21 protein-coding genes are annotated in these 18,675 nt (G+C 46.4%); 14 read left to right on the top strand and 7 right to left on the bottom strand.

Translation table 11 applies throughout. The features are described 5' to 3' along the window. The 3 genes from J7439_RS27335 to J7439_RS23215 all read right to left on the bottom strand — a co-directional run. Nucleotides 1–154: transposase (locus J7439_RS27335; protein ID WP_209204436.1), on the bottom strand; the 154-nt coding region annotated here is incomplete at its 3' end. 103 nt (nt 155–257) lie between these two features. After that, nucleotides 258–680, bottom strand: coding sequence for a hypothetical protein (locus J7439_RS23220; RefSeq protein ID WP_209204435.1), 423 nt, complete (start codon nt 678–680; stop codon nt 258–260). A 54-nt stretch (nt 681–734) separates the two neighbouring features. Continuing rightward, complete coding sequence (locus tag J7439_RS23215) at nt 735–1,715, bottom strand: helix-turn-helix transcriptional regulator (RefSeq protein ID WP_209204434.1); 981 nt, start codon at nt 1,713–1,715, stop codon at nt 735–737. 341 nt (nt 1,716–2,056) lie between these two features. Here J7439_RS23215 and J7439_RS23210 point away from each other — a divergent pair, with 341 nt between their 5' ends. The 12 genes from J7439_RS23210 (at nt 2,057) to J7439_RS23155 (ending at nt 14,197) form a co-directional block, all read left to right on the top strand. Further along, a complete protein-coding gene (locus J7439_RS23210; protein ID WP_209204433.1) occupies nt 2,057–4,915 on the top strand; it encodes a type I restriction-modification system subunit M in 2,859 nt (952 codons plus the stop codon). 3 nt (nt 4,916–4,918) lie between these two features. After that, entirely contained in the window at nt 4,919–6,169 is a 1,251-nt protein-coding gene (locus J7439_RS23205; protein WP_209204432.1) for a restriction endonuclease subunit S, read from the top strand. Nucleotides 6,170–6,199: 30 nt separating this feature from the next. Further along, complete coding sequence (locus J7439_RS23200; RefSeq protein ID WP_209204431.1) at nt 6,200–9,343, top strand: type I restriction endonuclease subunit R; 3,144 nt, start codon at nt 6,200–6,202, stop codon at nt 9,341–9,343. Between the two features lie 25 nt (nt 9,344–9,368). Then, a complete protein-coding gene (locus J7439_RS23195) occupies nt 9,369–10,043 on the top strand; it encodes a M48 family metallopeptidase (RefSeq protein WP_209204430.1) in 675 nt (224 codons plus the stop codon). 107 nt (nt 10,044–10,150) lie between these two features. After that, nucleotides 10,151–10,516, top strand: a complete 366-nt coding sequence (locus tag J7439_RS23190) for a hypothetical protein (protein ID WP_209204429.1) — start codon at nt 10,151–10,153, stop codon at nt 10,514–10,516. Nucleotides 10,517–10,521: 5 nt separating this feature from the next. After that, nucleotides 10,522–10,872 carry a hypothetical protein gene (locus tag J7439_RS23185; protein WP_209204428.1) on the top strand — a complete coding sequence of 117 codons (351 nt, stop codon included), beginning with the start codon at nt 10,522–10,524 and terminating at the stop codon, nt 10,870–10,872. A gap of 213 nt (nt 10,873–11,085) precedes the next feature. Further along, nucleotides 11,086–11,607 carry a hypothetical protein gene (locus J7439_RS23180; RefSeq protein ID WP_209204427.1) on the top strand — a complete coding sequence of 174 codons (522 nt, stop codon included), beginning with the start codon at nt 11,086–11,088 and terminating at the stop codon, nt 11,605–11,607. 44 nt (nt 11,608–11,651) lie between these two features. After that, nucleotides 11,652–12,566, top strand: a complete 915-nt coding sequence (locus J7439_RS23175; RefSeq protein WP_209204426.1) for a metallophosphoesterase — start codon at nt 11,652–11,654, stop codon at nt 12,564–12,566. Between the two features lie 27 nt (nt 12,567–12,593). Then, on the top strand, nt 12,594–12,947 hold the full coding sequence (locus J7439_RS23170) for a hypothetical protein (protein WP_209204425.1): 354 nt from the start codon (nt 12,594–12,596) through the stop codon (nt 12,945–12,947). A gap of 27 nt (nt 12,948–12,974) precedes the next feature. Beyond that, nucleotides 12,975–13,187, top strand: coding sequence for a hypothetical protein (locus J7439_RS23165; protein WP_209204424.1), 213 nt, complete (start codon nt 12,975–12,977; stop codon nt 13,185–13,187). Between the two features lie 192 nt (nt 13,188–13,379). Beyond that, on the top strand, nt 13,380–13,787 hold the full coding sequence (locus tag J7439_RS23160; RefSeq protein ID WP_209204423.1) for a GIY-YIG nuclease family protein: 408 nt from the start codon (nt 13,380–13,382) through the stop codon (nt 13,785–13,787). A 32-nt stretch (nt 13,788–13,819) separates the two neighbouring features. Further along, nucleotides 13,820–14,197 (top strand): hypothetical protein, encoded by a 378-nt coding sequence (locus J7439_RS23155; protein ID WP_209204422.1) that lies wholly within the window; start codon nt 13,820–13,822, stop codon nt 14,195–14,197. Nucleotides 14,198–14,252: 55 nt separating this feature from the next. Here J7439_RS23155 and J7439_RS23150 read toward each other — a convergent pair whose 3' ends face one another. Continuing rightward, entirely contained in the window at nt 14,253–14,411 is a 159-nt protein-coding gene (locus tag J7439_RS23150) for a hypothetical protein (protein ID WP_209204421.1), read from the bottom strand. 91 nt (nt 14,412–14,502) lie between these two features. Here J7439_RS23150 and J7439_RS23145 point away from each other — a divergent pair, with 91 nt between their 5' ends. Then, on the top strand, nt 14,503–15,219 hold the full coding sequence (locus J7439_RS23145) for an HNH endonuclease family protein (RefSeq protein WP_209204420.1): 717 nt from the start codon (nt 14,503–14,505) through the stop codon (nt 15,217–15,219). Nucleotides 15,220–15,222: 3 nt separating this feature from the next. Next, complete coding sequence (locus J7439_RS23140; protein ID WP_209204419.1) at nt 15,223–16,203, top strand: HIT family protein; 981 nt, start codon at nt 15,223–15,225, stop codon at nt 16,201–16,203. A gap of 45 nt (nt 16,204–16,248) precedes the next feature. Here J7439_RS23140 and J7439_RS23135 read toward each other — a convergent pair whose 3' ends face one another. The 3 genes from J7439_RS23135 to J7439_RS23125 all read right to left on the bottom strand — a co-directional run. Beyond that, nucleotides 16,249–16,482 (bottom strand): hypothetical protein, encoded by a 234-nt coding sequence (locus tag J7439_RS23135; RefSeq protein WP_209204418.1) that lies wholly within the window; start codon nt 16,480–16,482, stop codon nt 16,249–16,251. Nucleotides 16,483–16,785: 303 nt separating this feature from the next. Next, nucleotides 16,786–17,169, bottom strand: coding sequence for a hypothetical protein (locus J7439_RS23130; protein WP_209204417.1), 384 nt, complete (start codon nt 17,167–17,169; stop codon nt 16,786–16,788). Nucleotides 17,170–17,234: 65 nt separating this feature from the next. Then, nucleotides 17,235–18,675 (bottom strand): hypothetical protein (locus tag J7439_RS23125; protein ID WP_209204416.1); only part of this gene is annotated, 1,441 nt, incomplete at its 5' end.

Genomic DNA, 18,675 nt, shown 5'->3' with positions numbered 1-18,675 from the left:
CAGATGCCTTAGGGCGATGATACTTACCAATCCAGGTATGCAAGGTGTTAGCGTTAACACCAAGATCTCTAGCGGTATCAGTTACTGGCTGATTGGATTCTACAGCCAGTTTCACAGCAGATTCCTTAATACAAGAATCAATATAATGATTTATAACTTATTGATATGAAATTGATATCTTTGAGGCGGCGTTGCAGCAGGGTTTGAGCTTGTTTTTACCAGCTTCGAGAAAGTCAAACCCTGACTGCCATTTGTGATTAACTCTGGCTCAGCATTTCCACGACTTTCAGGTTCAGAATAGACGGTAGCTCATTATCATGCTCCACCATAAAGTCCTTCAGGTCGTTCACTGGCATCTCGTAAATGCTGACGAACTGCTCTTTCGGCAGAAAGCAGTTTTTGCCGATAACTGTCGGGTCGTAGTAATCATCCCCTACACGAATAACCGCTTTACCAAAGAGGCAATGATCACGGCTGATGCCAAGCACATAGTGTATGTCATCAAAGTCCTGTTCATGCAGGTTGAGCAGATAGTCAGCTGCTGTCTTGTAACTGTTATGGGGAGTAACCGGAATATCCAGCTTTTGGATAGATGCGGGAAGAGGATGAAGGGTGACCTCCTGAATCTCAGGTGTTACTCCAAAGTGCTGAAAGTACTCCTTGATATAATCTTCCATCATAACATTGTCCTTATTGTTATGTTTAAAATTTGAGTGACGGATAACCAGACTGATTTATTCAGTTATTTCCTCATCAACTGGCTGGTAATCAATGTCCCAGGCATCCTTACCGAAACCATTAATCCAGAACTTGAGCTGGAGTGAGTCCATAGCTGTGGCACTGATTTCATAGCAGTCCTTATGCTCAATGTACGTTTGATCTTCAGATAGTCTGGATTCCAGAATATGAAGCCCTGCTTCTTTATCAACGCGAAATGAAAGCTTAACTTTTCGGCCTTCCCCAAATGAGAACCGCGCCTCATCGTTGTATTGCTTAAGGTCAAACTCCTCTGGTCGCTCAAAAGTCATAGAGGTTGAGCGAGCGGATAGCATCCTGTGCATGGCCAGATTCCGTTCATTGTCATAACCCTTGAACCGACAGACCAGGTACAACCGAGGCCCTTGTTGAGCCAGCCCCAGGGGCATGACGGTTTTTTCTTTTACCTCTCCACCAGCATTCCTGTAGGCAATATCCAGCCAGTAGTTGTTGTAGAGAGCACAGCTGACTTCATTGAAGACATCTGGTTGTAACTCGGGCGGTAACAATGGCTGCGTCTCAGGTGCCACCACCACCTTGGATAACCACTGAATCTCCTTGGCGGGGTCCTGGGCATGGCTGATATTTCGGTTGGCCTCTTCAAAAAAGCCAGACATGGAATCCATCAAACTGCTGGGCAGCAGGTTCTTCAAGGTCTTGTGCGCCATTTGCAGGATCAGCGACTCCTGAATACTCAGGGCGTTCACGGTAAAGCCCACAGCCTGCTGGTTCCAACGGTAGCCATAAGGTTTACTGCGATCATCCATATCAATGGGGAAATGATTGCTCTCCGCCAACGATTTCAGATGCCGCTGAATGGTGTGGATATCCCGGTCCAGTCCAATCTCGGCCAGCTGTTGTTTCAGCTGTTGAGCAGTAATCCACCAGCTTTTGGGGATGCGTTTCAGTAACTCAATGATGAGAATGGTGGTTTCCAGAGAAGATTGTCGTTTATTCATGTTATTGTCAGACTCCGCAAAACAGGTGTAGCATAGAAAGCTCACTTCATCGCCGTTCGGCAACGCTTTCCCGTTTCAGAATCCCATCATAAAACAGCCCTGCGACGAGTTGTGTCGCATGCAAGCCAATTTCCCAAATTTTTTTCTACATCCCACTGCGCAAAGACAGGACTACCGCCTCAAATCCTCACAGCGTAGAATAGAGAAATTTTACATCGCTTCCCTGCACCGTCACCGAGGTTAGCCATGCCTCGCTGACCAATAGCGTGGTATTTCCACGGGAAGTAACACCTTTTCTTCCAGGCGCCCCAGTGGTTGCTGAAACACCAAACGGATCGACTATGCCTCAAAAGTCAAAAATTACACTGGGTCAGCTTGAAAAATTTCTTGAGCAGGCGGCGGATATTCTGCGTGGCAATATGCAGGCCTCCGAGTATAAAGAGTTCATCTTTGGCATGCTGTTTATCAAGCGGATGTCCGATGAGTTTGAGGTCAAACGGGAACAGCTGAAGAAGAAATATCAGCACTTTGAAGATGAAGGCATGACAGAACAGCTGAATGATATTCTTGAGTCACCAGCCAACTACACGCCGACTTTTTTTGTGCCGCCAGAATCCCGCTGGAACGAACCCTATACCAACAAGCTTGGTATCACCCGTCCAGCCCTGAAAGACCTGAAAACCAATATCGGTGAAGAGCTGGATATTGCCCTGGCCGCCATTGAAGAAAAAGATGAAACCGGTGTTCTCGAAGACGTTCTGAAAAACAACGTCACCTTCAACGCCAAAAAAGGCAAGAACAAAAGCCGGGTGCCCGATGAACGCTGGAAGCAGCTGCTGGATCACTTTAATGATCCGGAGTTCAAACTGGTCAACGATAATTTCGAGTTCCCTGATCTGCTGGGCGCGGCCTACGAATACCTGATCAAATACTTTGCCGACTCTGCCGGTAAAAAAGGCGGGGAATTCTATACCCCCGCAGAAGTGGTAAGGCTGATGGTGCAACTGGTCAGACCGGAAGAAGGCATGACCGTCTACGACCCCACCTGCGGTGCTGGCGGTATGTTGATCCAGTCTCATCAGTATGTGGAGGAACAGGGGCAGGATGTAGAAAACCTCGGCCTGTACGGTCAAGAGCTGGACCCAATGGTCTGGGCCATCAGCATTATGAACCTGATTATGCACAACATTCCCAATCCACGGATTGAGAATGGCGATACGCTGGAGAACCCGCTGCATATCGAAGGTGGCCGACTGAAAACCTTTGACCGGATTTTAGCCAATCCTCCCTTTGCCATGAACTACAGCAAGGAGAGCCTGAATAAGCCGGAGCGATTCCGTTTTGGCGATGCGCCGGAAAAGAAAAAAGCCGACCTGATGTTTGTGCAACACATGGTGGCCAGCCTTTCCGGTCAAGGCTTGATGGCTACGGTTATGCCCCACGGTGTGCTGTTCCGAGGTGGTCAGGAAGCGGTGATCCGGGAACGAATGGTGGATGAAAACATCATCGAAGCCATTATCAGTGTGCCCAGCGGCCTTTTTTACGGTACGGGGATTCCCGCCTGTATTATCGTGATCAATAACGACAAGGCCGACGATATGCGGGATAAAATCCTGTTTATCAATGCCGATGCGGAATACGCTGAAGAGAAAGCCCGTAACCGACTGCGGCCGGAAGATATCGAAAAGATTGATACCGTGTTCCATGAGCGTCGGGAAATTTCCCGCTACTCCCGTCTGGTGGAACTGAACGAAATTAAGCGCAACGACTACAACCTGAATATACGTCGCTACGTGGATAATACACCACCGGAAGAGCCGGAGGATGTTAAAGCCCACCTGGTGGGTGGTTTACCGGTGACGGAAATCCATGCAATCCAGCCACAGTTTGCCAAGTTCCATTTTGACAACAACCATCTCTTTACCGCTGAGCAAAATGGCTATCGCTATTTTAATGATAAGGTACAGCAAAAGCCGGCCATTAAAGCGGTGATTGAAGCCGATGCCAGTGTCACCAAAACCTACGACACCATGCATAAAGAGACCGAGCAGTGGTGGCAGGTGGCCAGAGATGACTTTGCCAAGCTGGCACCAATTAACGGTGGAGCAGAAGGCGAGACCACAGCAACGGCGGCACGACTGCCGGATGTACGACGGGAGTTGCTCACCAGCCTGCGGGAAAAATTACAGCCGATCAATGTGCTGGATGAGTTTCAGGTACGGGGCATCTTCGTTAACTGGTGGCTCAATATCCGTTACGACCTGAAAACCATTGTCGCTACAGGTTGGTATCCGGGTCTGATTCCTGACCAGTACCTGATTGAGCGTTTTTTCCAGGAAGAAGTGGCCGAACTGAATCAACTGGAAGGTCAGCTCAGCGAGGCCGACAGTGCTCTGGATGAAGCTATTCAAGCCGTAGACTACGATGCGGACGAAGATGAAAGCGTCACGGTCTCCAAACTAAAAACGTACCTAAACAAGCAGATTAAAAACCTGATGGCCGATGGCAGCGCCCGGGCAACCGCTGAGCAGCAAACACTGGAAAGTCAGTTAAGCGACCTGAAACGTCTGGAAGCCAAGGTTAAGAAAATCAAAGAGTCCATTAAGACCAAGCAGCAACTGCTGGAGTTGAAAATCGAGCTGAAGCGTTACGGTACGGAAGAGGAAAGTGCCCGCTACAAGCGGTCTTTGAAATCCGCAGACCAGCAGCTTAACAAGGTAGAAATTGAAGTGCGGGAGCTGATCGAACCCTGGAAATACTTATTCCCAGCATTTGAGGATTTCAAAGACCTGCAGAAGCAGCTGGACACCTCCAAAAAGGAGGCCAAAGGCGATAGAAATCTGACCAAAACCCTGAAAGAGATTACCAAGCTGCTAGGTTCTCTGAAAAAGCAGCACAATGCACTATTGAAAGATATCGGCCTGTTGAATGATAAGCAGAAACAGCTGGATACGCTGTTTGAGGCGATTGGTGGTCAGGTGACGGATAGTGAGGCTCGGGAACTGATTCTGAAGAAACTGCATGACCTTATTAATAACGAGCTGGTTAGATATTTGAATGCAGAGCGCCGTATCCTTACAAATAAGATTGAAAGTTTGTGGGATAAATACGCACTCTCCTCTGATCGTTTGGATGCGATTTGCCTGGAAGCAGAGCAAAGCCTCGGCAAGATCTTCACGAACTTAGGTTATGCGGAGTAAGCCATGAATTTATCCAAGAAACGGCTTATCGAGCTTGCCGACTACATTAATGGCTATGCGTTCAAACCTGCACAGCTGGGCAAGGATGGTCTGCCGGTTATCAGAATTGAGCAATTGAAAAATCCAAAAGCCATAGATGACCATTATGATGGTGTATTGCCAGAGCATAACATCATCGATAATGGTGACCTCATCTTCTCTTGGAGTGCTTCGCTATTCCTTGATATCTGGTGTCATGGGAAGTCAGCCCTTAATCAGCATTTATTCAAGGTTGTACCCAAGCCGGGTATCGACAAACATTTCTTGAAATATCTGATTGAGTACAACCTGCCCAAGCTGACCAATGCTGCTCATGGATCAACCATGCAGCACATTACTCGTAAGGAACTTCATGCTTTTTTTGTGGAAGTTCCTGAGGATGAGGTTGTTCAAAAAAAAATTGCTCGTGTAATCACCTCGATCAATGACCTGATTCGTCTATACGAATCGAAGCTGGCCAAACAACAGCGCATCAAAACCGGACTGATGCAGGACTTGCTGACCAAAGGGATTGATGAGCAGGGCAATATTCGATCGGAAGCTACCCATGAGTTTAAGGACTCACCTTTGGGCAGGATTCCGGTGGAGTGGGATGTTACCAGTATTGAGAAAGCATCACTTGATGTCGTTGACTGCCCTCACACAACACCAAAATTCACCAACGATGGGGTACTTGTTGCCAGAACCTTTAACATCAAAAATGGACGTTTTCAGGACACAAAAGCCTCTTATGTGAGTGAAAGTGAATATCAAACGAGAACTACACGCTTGGAACCTCAAGCTGGTGATATTATCTTCACCCGTGAAGCTCCTGTTGGCGAGGCATTTGTCATACCTACCGGAATGAAAATCTGCCTTGGCCAACGGGTGATGTTAATCAGGCCGAATGCTTCAGAATACATTGGTGAATTTCTTGTCACTTTCATCTATTCCAATGCCGCGAAATCAATATTTGACCAGATATGTGCTGGTACAACCAACCCTCACCTCAATGTTAAAGAGGTAAGAGACTTTAAATTCCCCAAACCTCCCACTAAGGAGCAGGAACGTATTTTAGATGCCATTAAAGGAATTAATCACCAAATCAGCTCCTTGGAAATAAAACTTTCAAAGAGCCAGAGGATAAAAAAAGGTCTGATGCAAGACCTCCTCTCCGGCCAGAAAGATATCAGTCAGCTTGATCTGGATAAACTTATTTCAAATTTAAGTGTCTAAATATTATTTATCTCCATAAGGAATAATATCATGTCCAAAAAGGAAGACCTCCGTACCTCGCATGAAATCCCCTGGGTTGAAAAGCCCTTTATGAAACAGCTGGAAGGGTTGGGTTGGGAAACCAAGTATCTTAACCTGGGCCAATCGCCAGAAGAGACCGGGCGTACTGACTGTGCGGAGGTGGTGTTACAAGACCGATTGCGTCAGGCGTTGCGGGCCATTAACCCCTGGCTGGAAGCGGATCAGGTGGATGAGCTGGTGACCGAGATCACTCAGTTCAGTGGCAATGACCTGATTAAAAATAACCAGCGGGTACTGGAGCTGCTGTTGGAAGGCAGCTCGGTTTCTGAAAACCGGCAAACCGGGGTAAAAAATCCAACGGTGCGTTTTATGGATTTTTCTGCCGGTGGTCTGGACAACAATAATTTTCTGGCGATCTCTCAGCTGAAAGTAAGAATTCCGGGCACGGATAAACCGTTCTACCCGGATATTATTCTGTTTGTTAATGGCCTGCCGCTGGTGGTGATTGAGTGTAAATCGCCCCGAATCAAAGGAAAACAGCCGATTCCGGAAGCGATCAAACAGCTGATGCGCTACAGCGAACAGCGGGATAACGACAGCGGCACCCGGGAAGGTAATCGGACACTGTTCTACTACAACCAGATTCTGGTGGCCACCTGCCGGAATAAGGCTAAGTTCGGCACCATTACCACCCAAACCGAAAAGCACTTTTACAGCTGGTCTGATCCGTTCCCCGCTGATTTAAACGATCTGGATTCCGAAGAAGGTGCGCCACCCAATGCCCAGCAGCGCCTGGTATGCGGTATGTTTACCAAAGCCAATCTGCTGAGCCTGATCCAGACTTTTACACTGTTCACCTCCACCGATACCGGCGAGACCATCAAGATTGTTGGTCGTTATCAGCAATTTCGGGCGGTGAAGCTGTCGGTCCAGCGATTGCTGGAACGCAAAACCCCCAAACAGCGCAGTGGCATTATCTGGCATACCCAGGGTTCCGGTAAGTCCCTGACCATGATGTTTATGGTGCGAGAGATGTACCTGCACCCGGAGCTGTGTAACTGGAAAATTATTTTTGTCACCGACCGTACCCAGCTGGAAGAACAGCTGCACGACACCAGCAAAGGCGTGAAGTTCAAGGTTAATAAAGCGGACAGCATTGATGCATTGAAAAAGCTGCTGGCCAATACCAACTCTGACCTGAATATGGCGATGATCCATAAGTTTCAGGATAAGGAGTTGGATGCGGCCTTTGACGAACTGAATACCAGCGACCGCATTCTGGTGATGACCGATGAGGCGCACCGTTCGCAGTTTTCCAAACTGGCGGCCAATCTGGATAAGGCATTGCCTAATGCTACTCATATTGGCTATACCGGCACGCCCACTGATAAGACCGAGAAGCGTTACCTTGACTATATTGACCGCTACACCATGCGCCAGGCCAAGGAAGACGGGGTAACCCTGGGCATTGTTTATGAAGGTCGCACTAATAAAGCAGACGTGACCGACAAAAAAGGGATGGACCAGAAGTTTGCCGATGTATTCAGCGATTACAACCTGGCGGCACGGCTGCAAATTCTCGGTTACAAAACCAAAGAGTCTTACCTTGAAGCACTGCCGGTGATTGAAGATAAAGCCAGGGATATGGTGAACCACTATATCGAACAGGTATACCCCAATGGCTTTAAGGCGCAGGTGGTCGCGTACTCCCGGGAGGCGGCGCATCGTTATAAAGGGGCGATTGAGAAAGCCCTGAGTACCAAGGTTGCCGAGCTGGAAAAAGACAATCCCCTGAGCCTGGACCTTGAACAGCTGCGTAAAGTCAAAGCCGCTGTGGTTATCTCTGGCAGTCAGAATGATGAGCCACACTTGAAGGAGCATACCGATCCGAAAGATCACAAACGGATTCGGCGCAGTTTCAAACTGCCCTTTGGCAAAGAGGATGAAGGCATAACGGGGGATATTGGTTTTGTGATTGTCCAGAATATGTGGCTGACCGGCTTTGATGCGCCCATTGAACAGGTGCTTTATCTTGATCGGACGATTTCTGCCCATAACCTGTTGCAGGCCATCGCCCGGACCAACCGGGTCTATAACCAGGACAAAGATACCGGCTTTGTGGTGGATTATGTGGGCATTGGCCACCATCTTGCCGATGCGCTGAAGGACTTTGATGAGAAGGAACAGAAGGAATTTACCGATGTGGTGGATACCAGCGGTGAAGACCTGAACCGGCTGGAACAGGCGCATAAAGAGATTATGGCCTTTATTGGCAAGCAGGGTATTCAATCGCTGGATAGCCTGGATGCCTTTTACGACCTGTTTTATGACGAGGACTTGTGTTTCCAGTACGTTACGCTGTTTAAAACATTTGCCAAAGCTTACTCACAGGTCTTGCCTGCCAAGGAAGCCCTGAAGTACGACAGGGATTACAAGGCCTTTGCCGAGATTAATGCTCAGGCCATGGGACACTTCAGCGATCACCGAATTGATCTGGATGGCGTACCGAAAAAACTGCGGGCCATTACTGACCAGCATTTGCAGTCCAGGGGGATTGAAACCCGGGTTGAGCCGATTTCCATCTTTGATCAGGCCTTTGAAGATGAGATGGGGAAACGGAAAAAGACGACAACCAAGGCAGCGGGTATTGAGCACGCTATTCGTCACCATATTGATGTACATATCGACGATGATCCGGCGTTAATGGCATCGTTTGCGGAAGAGCTGGAGCGAATTCTGGAACAGTTCTCTGACAACTGGGATGAAGTCTATCGACGGTTGGAAGAGTTGCGGAAGAAAATTCTGGCGGCAAAAAAGGAGCCAACCTATGGCTTGCACCGCCGTAAACAGATGCCCTTTTTCCGCATTCTCAAGCAGGAGCTGCACGGTGACGAAACGCTTACTGAGGATGATATCTCCCGGCTGGTGAATCTGACTCAGCAGCTTTATAACCATATTGAGCGGGAACTGAAGAATGTCGGCTTTATGGACAGCCCTGCGGCCAAGAATAAGCTGAAAGGGTTCTTGCTGGAGGTTATCCAGTCTGCAGAATTTTTTCGATGGAGAGAGCTGCTTGCCAAAAAAGACCAGATTATTTCCCGGTTAATGGAACGTGCAATTTCCAGTCGCGATACTATTTTGTACAGTGACTAAATATTAATAATGCTAAGGAGTCTGGGTGAAAATCGATTACACGGTGGTACGGACCGACAGGAAGTCGTTACAGATAAGCGTTGAGAGGGATCGTTCCATCGTTGTCCGGGCTCCCTACCATGTAACCGATGAGCAGATCGCCAGAGCTGTAGAGAAAAAACGGTTTTGGCTTTACCAGAAAATCAACCATGGCCAAAAATACGACACCAAGGCCAAAAAGGATTTTGTCTCTGGCACATCCATCTCTTACCTGGGGCATTACTACCCGCTGAAAGTGGTGGCGGATCAGGCTGTTTCGGGGATTACCTTTTCCGATAAGTTTTATCTATCCAAATCACAGCAGGATAATGCGCCGGAACTCTTCCAGGCCTGGTATGTAGAAAAGGCCAAAGAGCGGATACCGGTATTGGTGGAAACCATGGCGGGGGCAATGGGGGTTCAGTTCAACCAGGTGATGGTCTCGAATCTTAAGATGCGGTGGGCCTCCTGTACGGCTAAAGATAACCTTAACTTTAACTGGCGGTTGATTAAGGCGCCGTTGTTTGTGATCCGCTACATTATCGCCCATGAGCTGGCGCACTTGCTGGAAGCCAATCACACGCCCACCTTCTGGCTGATTGTCAAAGCTCAGGTGCCCAATTATGAGCGTGCCAAAGCCTGGCTGGTGGAGCATGGGGATTTGCTGGAAGCCGAGGTTTAACTGAAGCCTTGTCGCAGGAGAAACCTGCCTGCAAGCATAAAGCAACATTCTGTTTTCCCGATAATTTGAGTTGACGCTTTCGTTCAGTGAGTTATCGGGAAACTTTCATGGCACAGACATACAGGGAAATCGCCGGAGAAGTGGCTGGCGAAATATATAATCACAAGCTTCCGGCTACCGCTGAAGAGTTTCTGGACTCATTGGAACCTATTTCAGAAAATCTTTTTGATTTACTTCCATGCTTTGAAAATTGCAGTAGTCTGGATGATGTTTTTACTGTTTTTTCAGAGCAGTTTAAACAGGAGATTTGTGAGTCTAAAATAGCCAATGATATTTATCATTTTGGCTATGTTGGTAGCTACAATAGCCCTGATAGTAATACATCGTCAATTTGCCCAGACTGGTTTGCAATCTGCATCCAAAATGAGGCAGAGGATATCATCGTTACTTCAATTCCTTCCAAAATGCCGTAGGATGCATGGTTCAAACATCTTTAATGAATCAGATGTTTGAAGTTTTTGAATTGAAAAACACTGATCATGATTGGTTATCTGTTATTGAACGACAGCTGGCTATTTCATTAGCGGTTGTGAAATGGTACGAATTAACCGGTGGTCTTGACCGATGTGCTAATTTTCTTCTAAGAACATTCAGGATGGAAGGGGTAGAAGACTTCACTACTACTGGTAGGTTTATGTTGCATTATCTGACAAATAAGAGGCGAGATTTATTGCCAGTATATCACTCCAGATTCCATGGCTCACCTGATCCCAGGGACTTTAGTAAGTCCGAAAAATGGGCATGGTATCTTGATTATTTGCCAGAATAATCTTTTGCTCAGTCAGTATTAGGCTTGATTGAATGCCACTTAAGGTGTTCATTTCGGGAGTAGCTCTGAAATTTCAACTCCGTCTACCGGAACACTATCTTTACCAAGGTCATTTTTGACCTCTTGTACAGAATGTATTAGCCTAAAAGTACAGCGCCAATTTACTCCCACTTGCAGGCGCTTAACAAATCTCGCTAAAGAGGAATGAAAAAAATGGATAAAAGCATTTCATTGACCATTGATGGTCAGCCTATCTCCGGTATCATCACCGACCTTTCCCGTTCTGGCATCATCGTAGAGATAACCTCTCCCTTCTCTGGATACAGAGCTGATCGTTATGTGCCGACTTTTGCCAGAGCCAGTCGTAATTATCTGGAAATCGGGGACGAAGTCGCAGCAGAACTGATTACCACACTCTATCAAGATCTCAAGCTATTGAGTGCGAAGCGGCATTCACTGGTAGCGGAAGTTGAAACACTTCTATCCTCATTGTCACAGAATAAAACCTGCCAGGCTGAACTATTAGCGAAAAAGCCAGAGCTGAAGCAACAGTTTAAGGCTGGTCAGCTGGATCAAAAGGAGTATCAGAAATCACTCAAGGCTATTAGTGATCAAGCATTCCAGCAGAGTAGGCAATCCAGTGAGCTTGTGGAGCAGTTTATTGATGAGCACCTTCCCGACTGGGGCTATGGCCTTGACCATGAGCAGTTCATTGGTTTTCTTTCATCAGATTGACTCTGATAATCTACCTACTCCTCCGTAAAACAATGAGAATAAGAATGTACGACATTATTGGAGATATTCATGGCCGAGCTGATGAGCTGGAATCCCTGCTACTCAAGCTTGGCTATGAAAAGCACAATTCAGCCTATCGCCATCCTGAACGAAAGGTTATTTTTGTTGGTGATTTTATTGATGGGGTGGGGCAGCACCGCAAAACTGTTGATATCTGTCGTTCAATGGTCGAAGAAAAAGCAGCACTGGCTGTAATGGGAAACCATGAGTTTAATGCCATCTGCTATTCGATACCGGATGGCTCTGGTGACTTCCTTCGCCCCCATAACCAAAAGAATATCAGGGATCATTCAGAATTTATCGCGGAGCTTCCATTCCAGTCCAGCGTTCATCAGGAGGCAATTAACTGGTTTAAGACATTGCCTTTGTTTCTCGATCTGGGTGAGTTGAGAATCGTGCATGCTGTTTGGCATCACCCTAGCTTTCCTGTTGTTGTGCCATATCTCGATGCAAATAACTGCCTGGCATCAGATGCTTATGCTCAGGCCTCAGATAAATCACACGCGCTGTACTATGCGATAGAGTACCTATTGAAAGGGATTGAGCTGGAATTACCCCGTGGGCTCAGTTTCAAAGACAAAAAGGGGAATCCACGAACCGCAGCTCGGATTCGCTGGTGGGATGAACAAGCCACACACTGGTCCAATGCAACCATTGGGACAGGTCAGGCAGAATTACCCAACTCTCCACTACCCGAACAAAGTTACCGCTATACGGATACAGTACCGTTATTTGTAGGGCATTACTGGATGAGGGAACAGCCCAGGCCATTGAGTGACCACGTTGCCTGTGTTGACTACAGCGTTGCCCGCCCCGGAGGAAGGCTGGTGGCTTATCGTTGGTCGGGTGAGCAGAAGCTTATCCAGGATAATTTTATCTGGATAGACAGAAATCAATAATAACCAACTGCGTGAAAGGAATTATGCATGAGTGCTCTTGATATTGTTTACAACCACCGAAAGAGACAGGGAAGAATAGTTTGTGAGGGTGAGTTAATCATGGAGTTGCCGGTTCACTCGGGTCAGAATTTTAAAACCCGATATCGAAGCGACTACGATGATTATTCAAGTGAGTTCCTGTCGTATCTCACAAGCCTGTACCATGACGGGGTTCTGGTTGAGGAAGGGACTGATACGATCTTTGCTACGATACAAGTCTTTGATCCGAAGGATGAAGCTGCCCGAGAGAAATATTACACCTATCGCGGCAGCATAGGTTTTGTGGTTGATGACGGGAATCTGTTCTCTGAAATCATTTGTGGCGTTATTGAAGAAAAATAATCGCTGGCTGCCGAAGGGAGATTGGTAATGGATTTGCAGTTCACATTTAATTTGGTCGCTTGGGGATTCTTTCTCACTGCAGGTTACTTTGCCTTTAAGCTAATTATTGGCGGTATCACCAAGCTTGTTGCCCAGGAACTGACACTTGGGTTTGTTATCAAATATTGTCTTTTGACTGGGCTATTTTTTGTTTTTGGGCTGACCTCATTTTTCTTGGGTATAGGATCTGAGAGCTGGTAAACAAAGAGTTTTTGTAGCGCATAGGCTGAAGTGTGAACTTTACTGAATCTCAATCAACCGGTTCAAACCTCCATCTCATACTGCGCCAGATTCGGCGCAGCTCCGATCATGGCATCATAAGCTCATCCATCAAGAATTAATCTAATCTTCCGTTACCAATAGAAACCAAGGCTCATAAAGGATTAGCAAACTTTGAAAAGCCCAATGCGCCTGATCAAGTCTGCTTTGGAATATCGCCCCATTACAGATCTGGATGAGAGCAAAACCAGTATGCAGCTTGTTCCCAAGGGCATTCGGGGTATTTATGCTCTCTATCGTAAGCAGGGGAAGTACTACGATGTAGTTTATGTAGGCATGTCCAGCGAAGGGAAGCTTCGCAAGCGCTTGTTCAGCCACAAGCGGAACCGAGAAGGCGAATGGACGCACTTTTCCTATTACGAGGTATGGGACAATATTAGCGCCACTGAGATTCAGGAGTTGGAAGGGTTGTTTCGTCAGTTGTATCGATATGATGAACGGGCCAACTCCCTTAACAAGCAGTTGACTTATAGACCACTCAATAAAGTGCGCAAACTGACAGAAAATACCCGATTAAACTAATGATAAGTTGTGTGGTCAGGAGGTTATAAGTCTTGAGTCCATTTGAGCAGAAAATTTTTGATCTTGTCAGGGATGAGTTAACAGATGACTTAATTCCCGACAACTTTTCAGGACGAGTTGATAGCCGATATTGTGGGCATTGTCATCATGCAAGTTTGGCAATGTACAATCTACTCGGTGGAAAAAATAATGGGTATAAATTACAGAAAGCAGAAGATGAAAAAGGAATAACACATTACTGGCTAATCAATTCTTATTCTGAAGTCATAGATCCAACCGTGGAACAATACACTCATTTGAACAGGCCTTTACCCTATCAAAATTTAAAAGATAATCGAGCCAGCTACCGAAAAACAAACACCACTAAACTCATAATCAAAAGAGTTAAAGAAAAATTGAAAAATCGATAATTGATACAAGAAACAATCTATAAGCATGATTTTTTATGATTCAGGATAATTGCCATCAAATCTCTACCTCATAGATTGGCAGGCTAGGCGCAGTACCTTTTATCTCCCCATCCTGAATAAATGCCTTCTTCCCAACATCGACAGAATCCCCCTTAACAGTAATAACCGAACCATCCCGGAGCATTGCCTGACTTGTGCCATTGCCGTTATTCACGGTAAAGGTGGCATGATTTTATACCCTGATTTTTGCTTTTCAATTGATGTAAGATGCGCACTAACGATTTTTACATATAGACAGTTAAGCGATGAAATACCTCCTAATAACACTTCTGATATTCTTCAGTTCTGCTGTAAATAGTGCTGACTTGGTAAAAAAGAGCAAGTCTGGCATCTGTCACGATACCTCTAGCTCTTATTATGAGAGAACAAAGAACTATACTCCCTTCTATTCTCTCAATGACTGCTTAAGTTCTGGCGGCAGACTTCCTAAAGGATCAAGCTTCCAAAAATCGAATGCTGCAACGTACAGTCAGAGTGCATCAAAATATGATCGTTCATATTTTGGTAATTGGGCTGATGAAGATAGAGACTGTATTAACACTCGACATGAGCTTCTGATGAAGCAGAGTACCAGCACTATTGATACAGGTAGTAACCGGTGTACTGTAAGTCGAGGTAGATGGCTTGATCCCTACACTGGAAAGACTTTTTATGAAGCCCGTCAGGTTGATATAGACCATTTAGTGCCTCTTAAATGGGCTTGGGATCATGGGGCTGATAAGTGGTCGAAGGCAAAGAGAGTGAAGTTTGCTAATGATGAAGTGAACCTTTTTGCAGTTCAAGCCAGTGTTAACCGCCAGAAAGGGGCATTAGGTATGCTTGAGTGGCTACCACCTGCCAGATCCTTTCATTGTCAGTACGTACTCAGGTTCACTCGCATCGTTAAGAGTTATGGTCTTGTTCTGTCAGAGTATGAGCAACGTAAATTCAAGGAATTAAAAGAATGGAAGTGCGGTAGGTAATATATGACATACCAAGAGCTTGAAGAATATATTTCCAAAAAAATGAAAATGTCTCATGTGTATCAGCCTGTGATGATTATGACATTACTTGAACACAGAGGAACTTGTCATCAAGCTGATATAGCACAAGCCATACTCAGCAACGATATAAGCCAGATTGACTATTACACCAGTACCACCAATAAAATGGTAGGGCAGGTCCTTAGGAAAAATGGTGTGGTACAAAAAGAAGGCAAAACTTACGCTCTTAACGGTTTTGACTCTTTTTCAGAACTTCAAGTTCAGAAACTTAAGCAATTATGTCAACAAAGGCTCATTGAGTTCATGGAAAGTAGAGGTGACTCTGTATGGTCTCACCGGAAGAAGTCGTCAGGATATATAAGTGGTACAGACAAGTATGAAGTTCTCAAAAGGGCTAAGTTTCATTGTGAACTATGTGGAATATCTGCACAGGATAAGGCTCTTGAAGTAGACCACATCATTCCTCGAAGTTGTTGTGGATCTGATGATCTGACCAATTTACAGGCTCTTTGTTACTCCTGTAACTCTATGAAGCAGAACAAGGATGATACTGATTTTCGAAAAGTAAGAGAGTCATACGATCATAGGGAATTGGGATGCCTTTTCTGTGAAATACCACAAGATAGAATTATTGCATCTAATAACCTTGGGTATGTAATTCGTGACGGTTTTCCTGTAACAGACGGTCATACTCTGATCATCCCAAAGCGACATGCCATGACATACTTTGACCTCGGGCAGGCAGAAATAAATTCATTGAACCAGCTATTGCATCAACGGAAAGAAGCACTGCAGGCTGATGATTCAAGTATTACAGGGTTCAATATTGGTATGAATTGCGGTGAAGATGCAGGTCAGACCATCTTTCATTGCCATATACACCTGATACCGCGAAGAAAAGGGGACGTAGAAAAGCCGAAAGGCGGTGTTCGTCATACAATTCCAGGAAAAGGGGCTTATTGAAGTTTCAGCATGAAACTTAGGTGGCGGGTTTTATTCTTAGATTTTTCAAACATCTGCCTCGTACTGCCCCAAACTCGGCGCAGTACCTTTGATCTCGCCATCCTGAATAAATACCTTTCGTCCCGCAGGAGCTGACTCCCCCTTTACTGTAATAACAGAACCATTCCGAAGCTCTGCCTGACTGGTGCCGTTGCCATTGTTGCCGGTAATGGTGGCAACGATGCGAACGCCTTCAGGAATCAGCGCCTTGAACTGTTGCCAGATGTTAGTAGTGGCCATATGGATTATCCTTGGGCTGTGAAGGCCAGACAACTTGTGGTTTGAATTTCTTTGGTAAGTTCAAAGTAGCTATCTGGAAACTCTTGGATTAATAATAGGTAGCTGCTTTGAGCCTCCCGCTGGCAGGGGCTTGTGAACACTTCTTCAAGCCATGCTGTTTTGTACGTTTGCACCTTATGTTTGACCACATATCGCTTTGTCCTGCTAGCTTCCATTCTGGCTCCTATCCTTTTAAATGTGCCTGCTGTTCATCCATATCCAGCAGGCACAAAAGCCCCGGAGAGACTCCTATCCGGGCATCTTTCAGTCTCTTCCAAACCACGAGTTATGAAGTCTTAATTCTGAAATAAAGCAACAAATGCTCTGGACACAAAAGCATTGCAGTTCACAATGGACATGGTTCTGATCTATCTGGCTGATAAGTATTCTCGCATCTTTGACTCTGTGCCCTGAAAGCGATGATTTTACATCGTAGCTTCTTATCCGTGTGCCAGACATATCTACTCCACTGGTTACAGCAATCCATGCCATTTGGAGTCGCTTGAGCGAGGTTGGTGTCAAAGAAACATTAAAGGAGTTCGGGAGTTCTTGTTTATAATCAGCATTGCCATGAATAGTGACATTTTTAAATGTTATTTCCTGACAATATTCCTCTCTGAACTCACGCAGATCCTTGTATTGATACATAATCTTGCTCCCTTTATTCAGTAGTCAATAGTTACAACATAGCAGAGCAAAGCAGACGTTTGTTATTAAAAATAATGTCTTTCAAGTTCGACCGATTGAACAATATTTCCTATTCCTGAAGCACTGATACTGGTCGCCAGACAAAGGGCTTGCCAGTCTCCTGTAATATCCTGAATTTCTACCAGCATTCCCGGCTCAATTAGTCCTGGAGCGGTATTGTTATCGGTCAATGGTAGCTCGATGGTGGTAATGCTCTGGTTGCCGCCCTTGGCCAGCTCATTCCGGCCTCGCTCGGTATTGACCTGCGTTTCGGTAAGCCAGTCTTCCAGAATATCAGGAGCCGGGTTATTGCCATTGGAGCCTGTTCGTTTGACATTGACTGCCACGCCAGCATTGGTCCCGGAAACATAGACTGCATTGTAAGCCTGCTCCGGTCGCCAGTTGGCACTTAAACTAATGACCATACTGGCCGGAACGATCTTATCCATTGTGGCGGAATTCCAGTGCCAAGGGCTGGCCGGGTATCGTGGCTGAATGCTCACCTGGTCATTATCACGGCTTGGGATAATCACTGACCCGGCTGTGGTAGCGACCTTGGCCACCACCTGCATGGCGGTCTGGTTTTGATAGCTGAATGAACCTCCGGGCATAACCCAATCCGGTGTGCTGTAGTCGTTCAGGTCAGGATAAATTGCTGTAAAGCCGGTATTGGCCAGTTCTTCACTAATGGCCTGCTTTGCGTTGAGGTTACTGGTGTTGCTCTTACTCCGTCCCGGTGCATAAGGCGATGCGAGCAATTGGGTTCGGCTGCTGCCATAGAGGGTGTAACGCTCATCCCCGAAGCGTCTGTCCGTACTGTAACGCTCGATGATGAATACCCATTTCCAGCCGTTTATATCCACCTCGATCTGCTTCGGACCGTTCTCGTCCGGTTCCACCAGTGCGATATTGGAAGCGCCCCACAGCTGCCCGGTAAAGCTCCATGAGAAGCTATCAATATCAAGGCTGATTTCCATTGAGGGCAATTCCAGCGGTGTCCGGGCAGGCAATACCACTGCGGTGATTATGTTCATTAGCAGATAACTCTCCCTGATCTCTGGCTGTTCCGGCTGTGGCTTTTCAATGACCTCGGGGTCTGTCTCGCCGCCATAGTTGCCGGTTACCGTTTCATCCTTGGCTTTCTGGCCAAAGCCCCACGGCAGGATAACCGGCTGATCTTCTGCTCGGTTGCTCTGGAAGGTAAAGCACCGTTTGCTATCAATGGGGACAGCAGCAGTTTCTTCTTTAAAAGCACCAATCTGGAAAAATACCGAGCCATTGCCTTGTGGCTGATACTCCCGATCCTGAAAGGTAAAATTCAGCGGTTGTTGCGGGTGAATATAGGCAGGGCTTTTTGTCTCGCTGTTCCGGTATAGATCAACCGACTGCATGCCTTCGGATACGTTGCTATCCCTCTCAGGTGGATGGTTCCAAGGGAAGGCCTGTTCCTGATCCTGGGCTTGAATG

Origin of the sequence: Salinisphaera sp. G21_0, from assembly GCF_017744115.1 — a bacterium.
Taxonomy (GTDB): Bacteria; Pseudomonadota; Gammaproteobacteria; order Pseudomonadales; family Endozoicomonadaceae; genus Endozoicomonas.
Note: the sequence above shows the minus strand (reverse complement) of the source record. Positions and strands in the feature narration are given on the sequence as shown.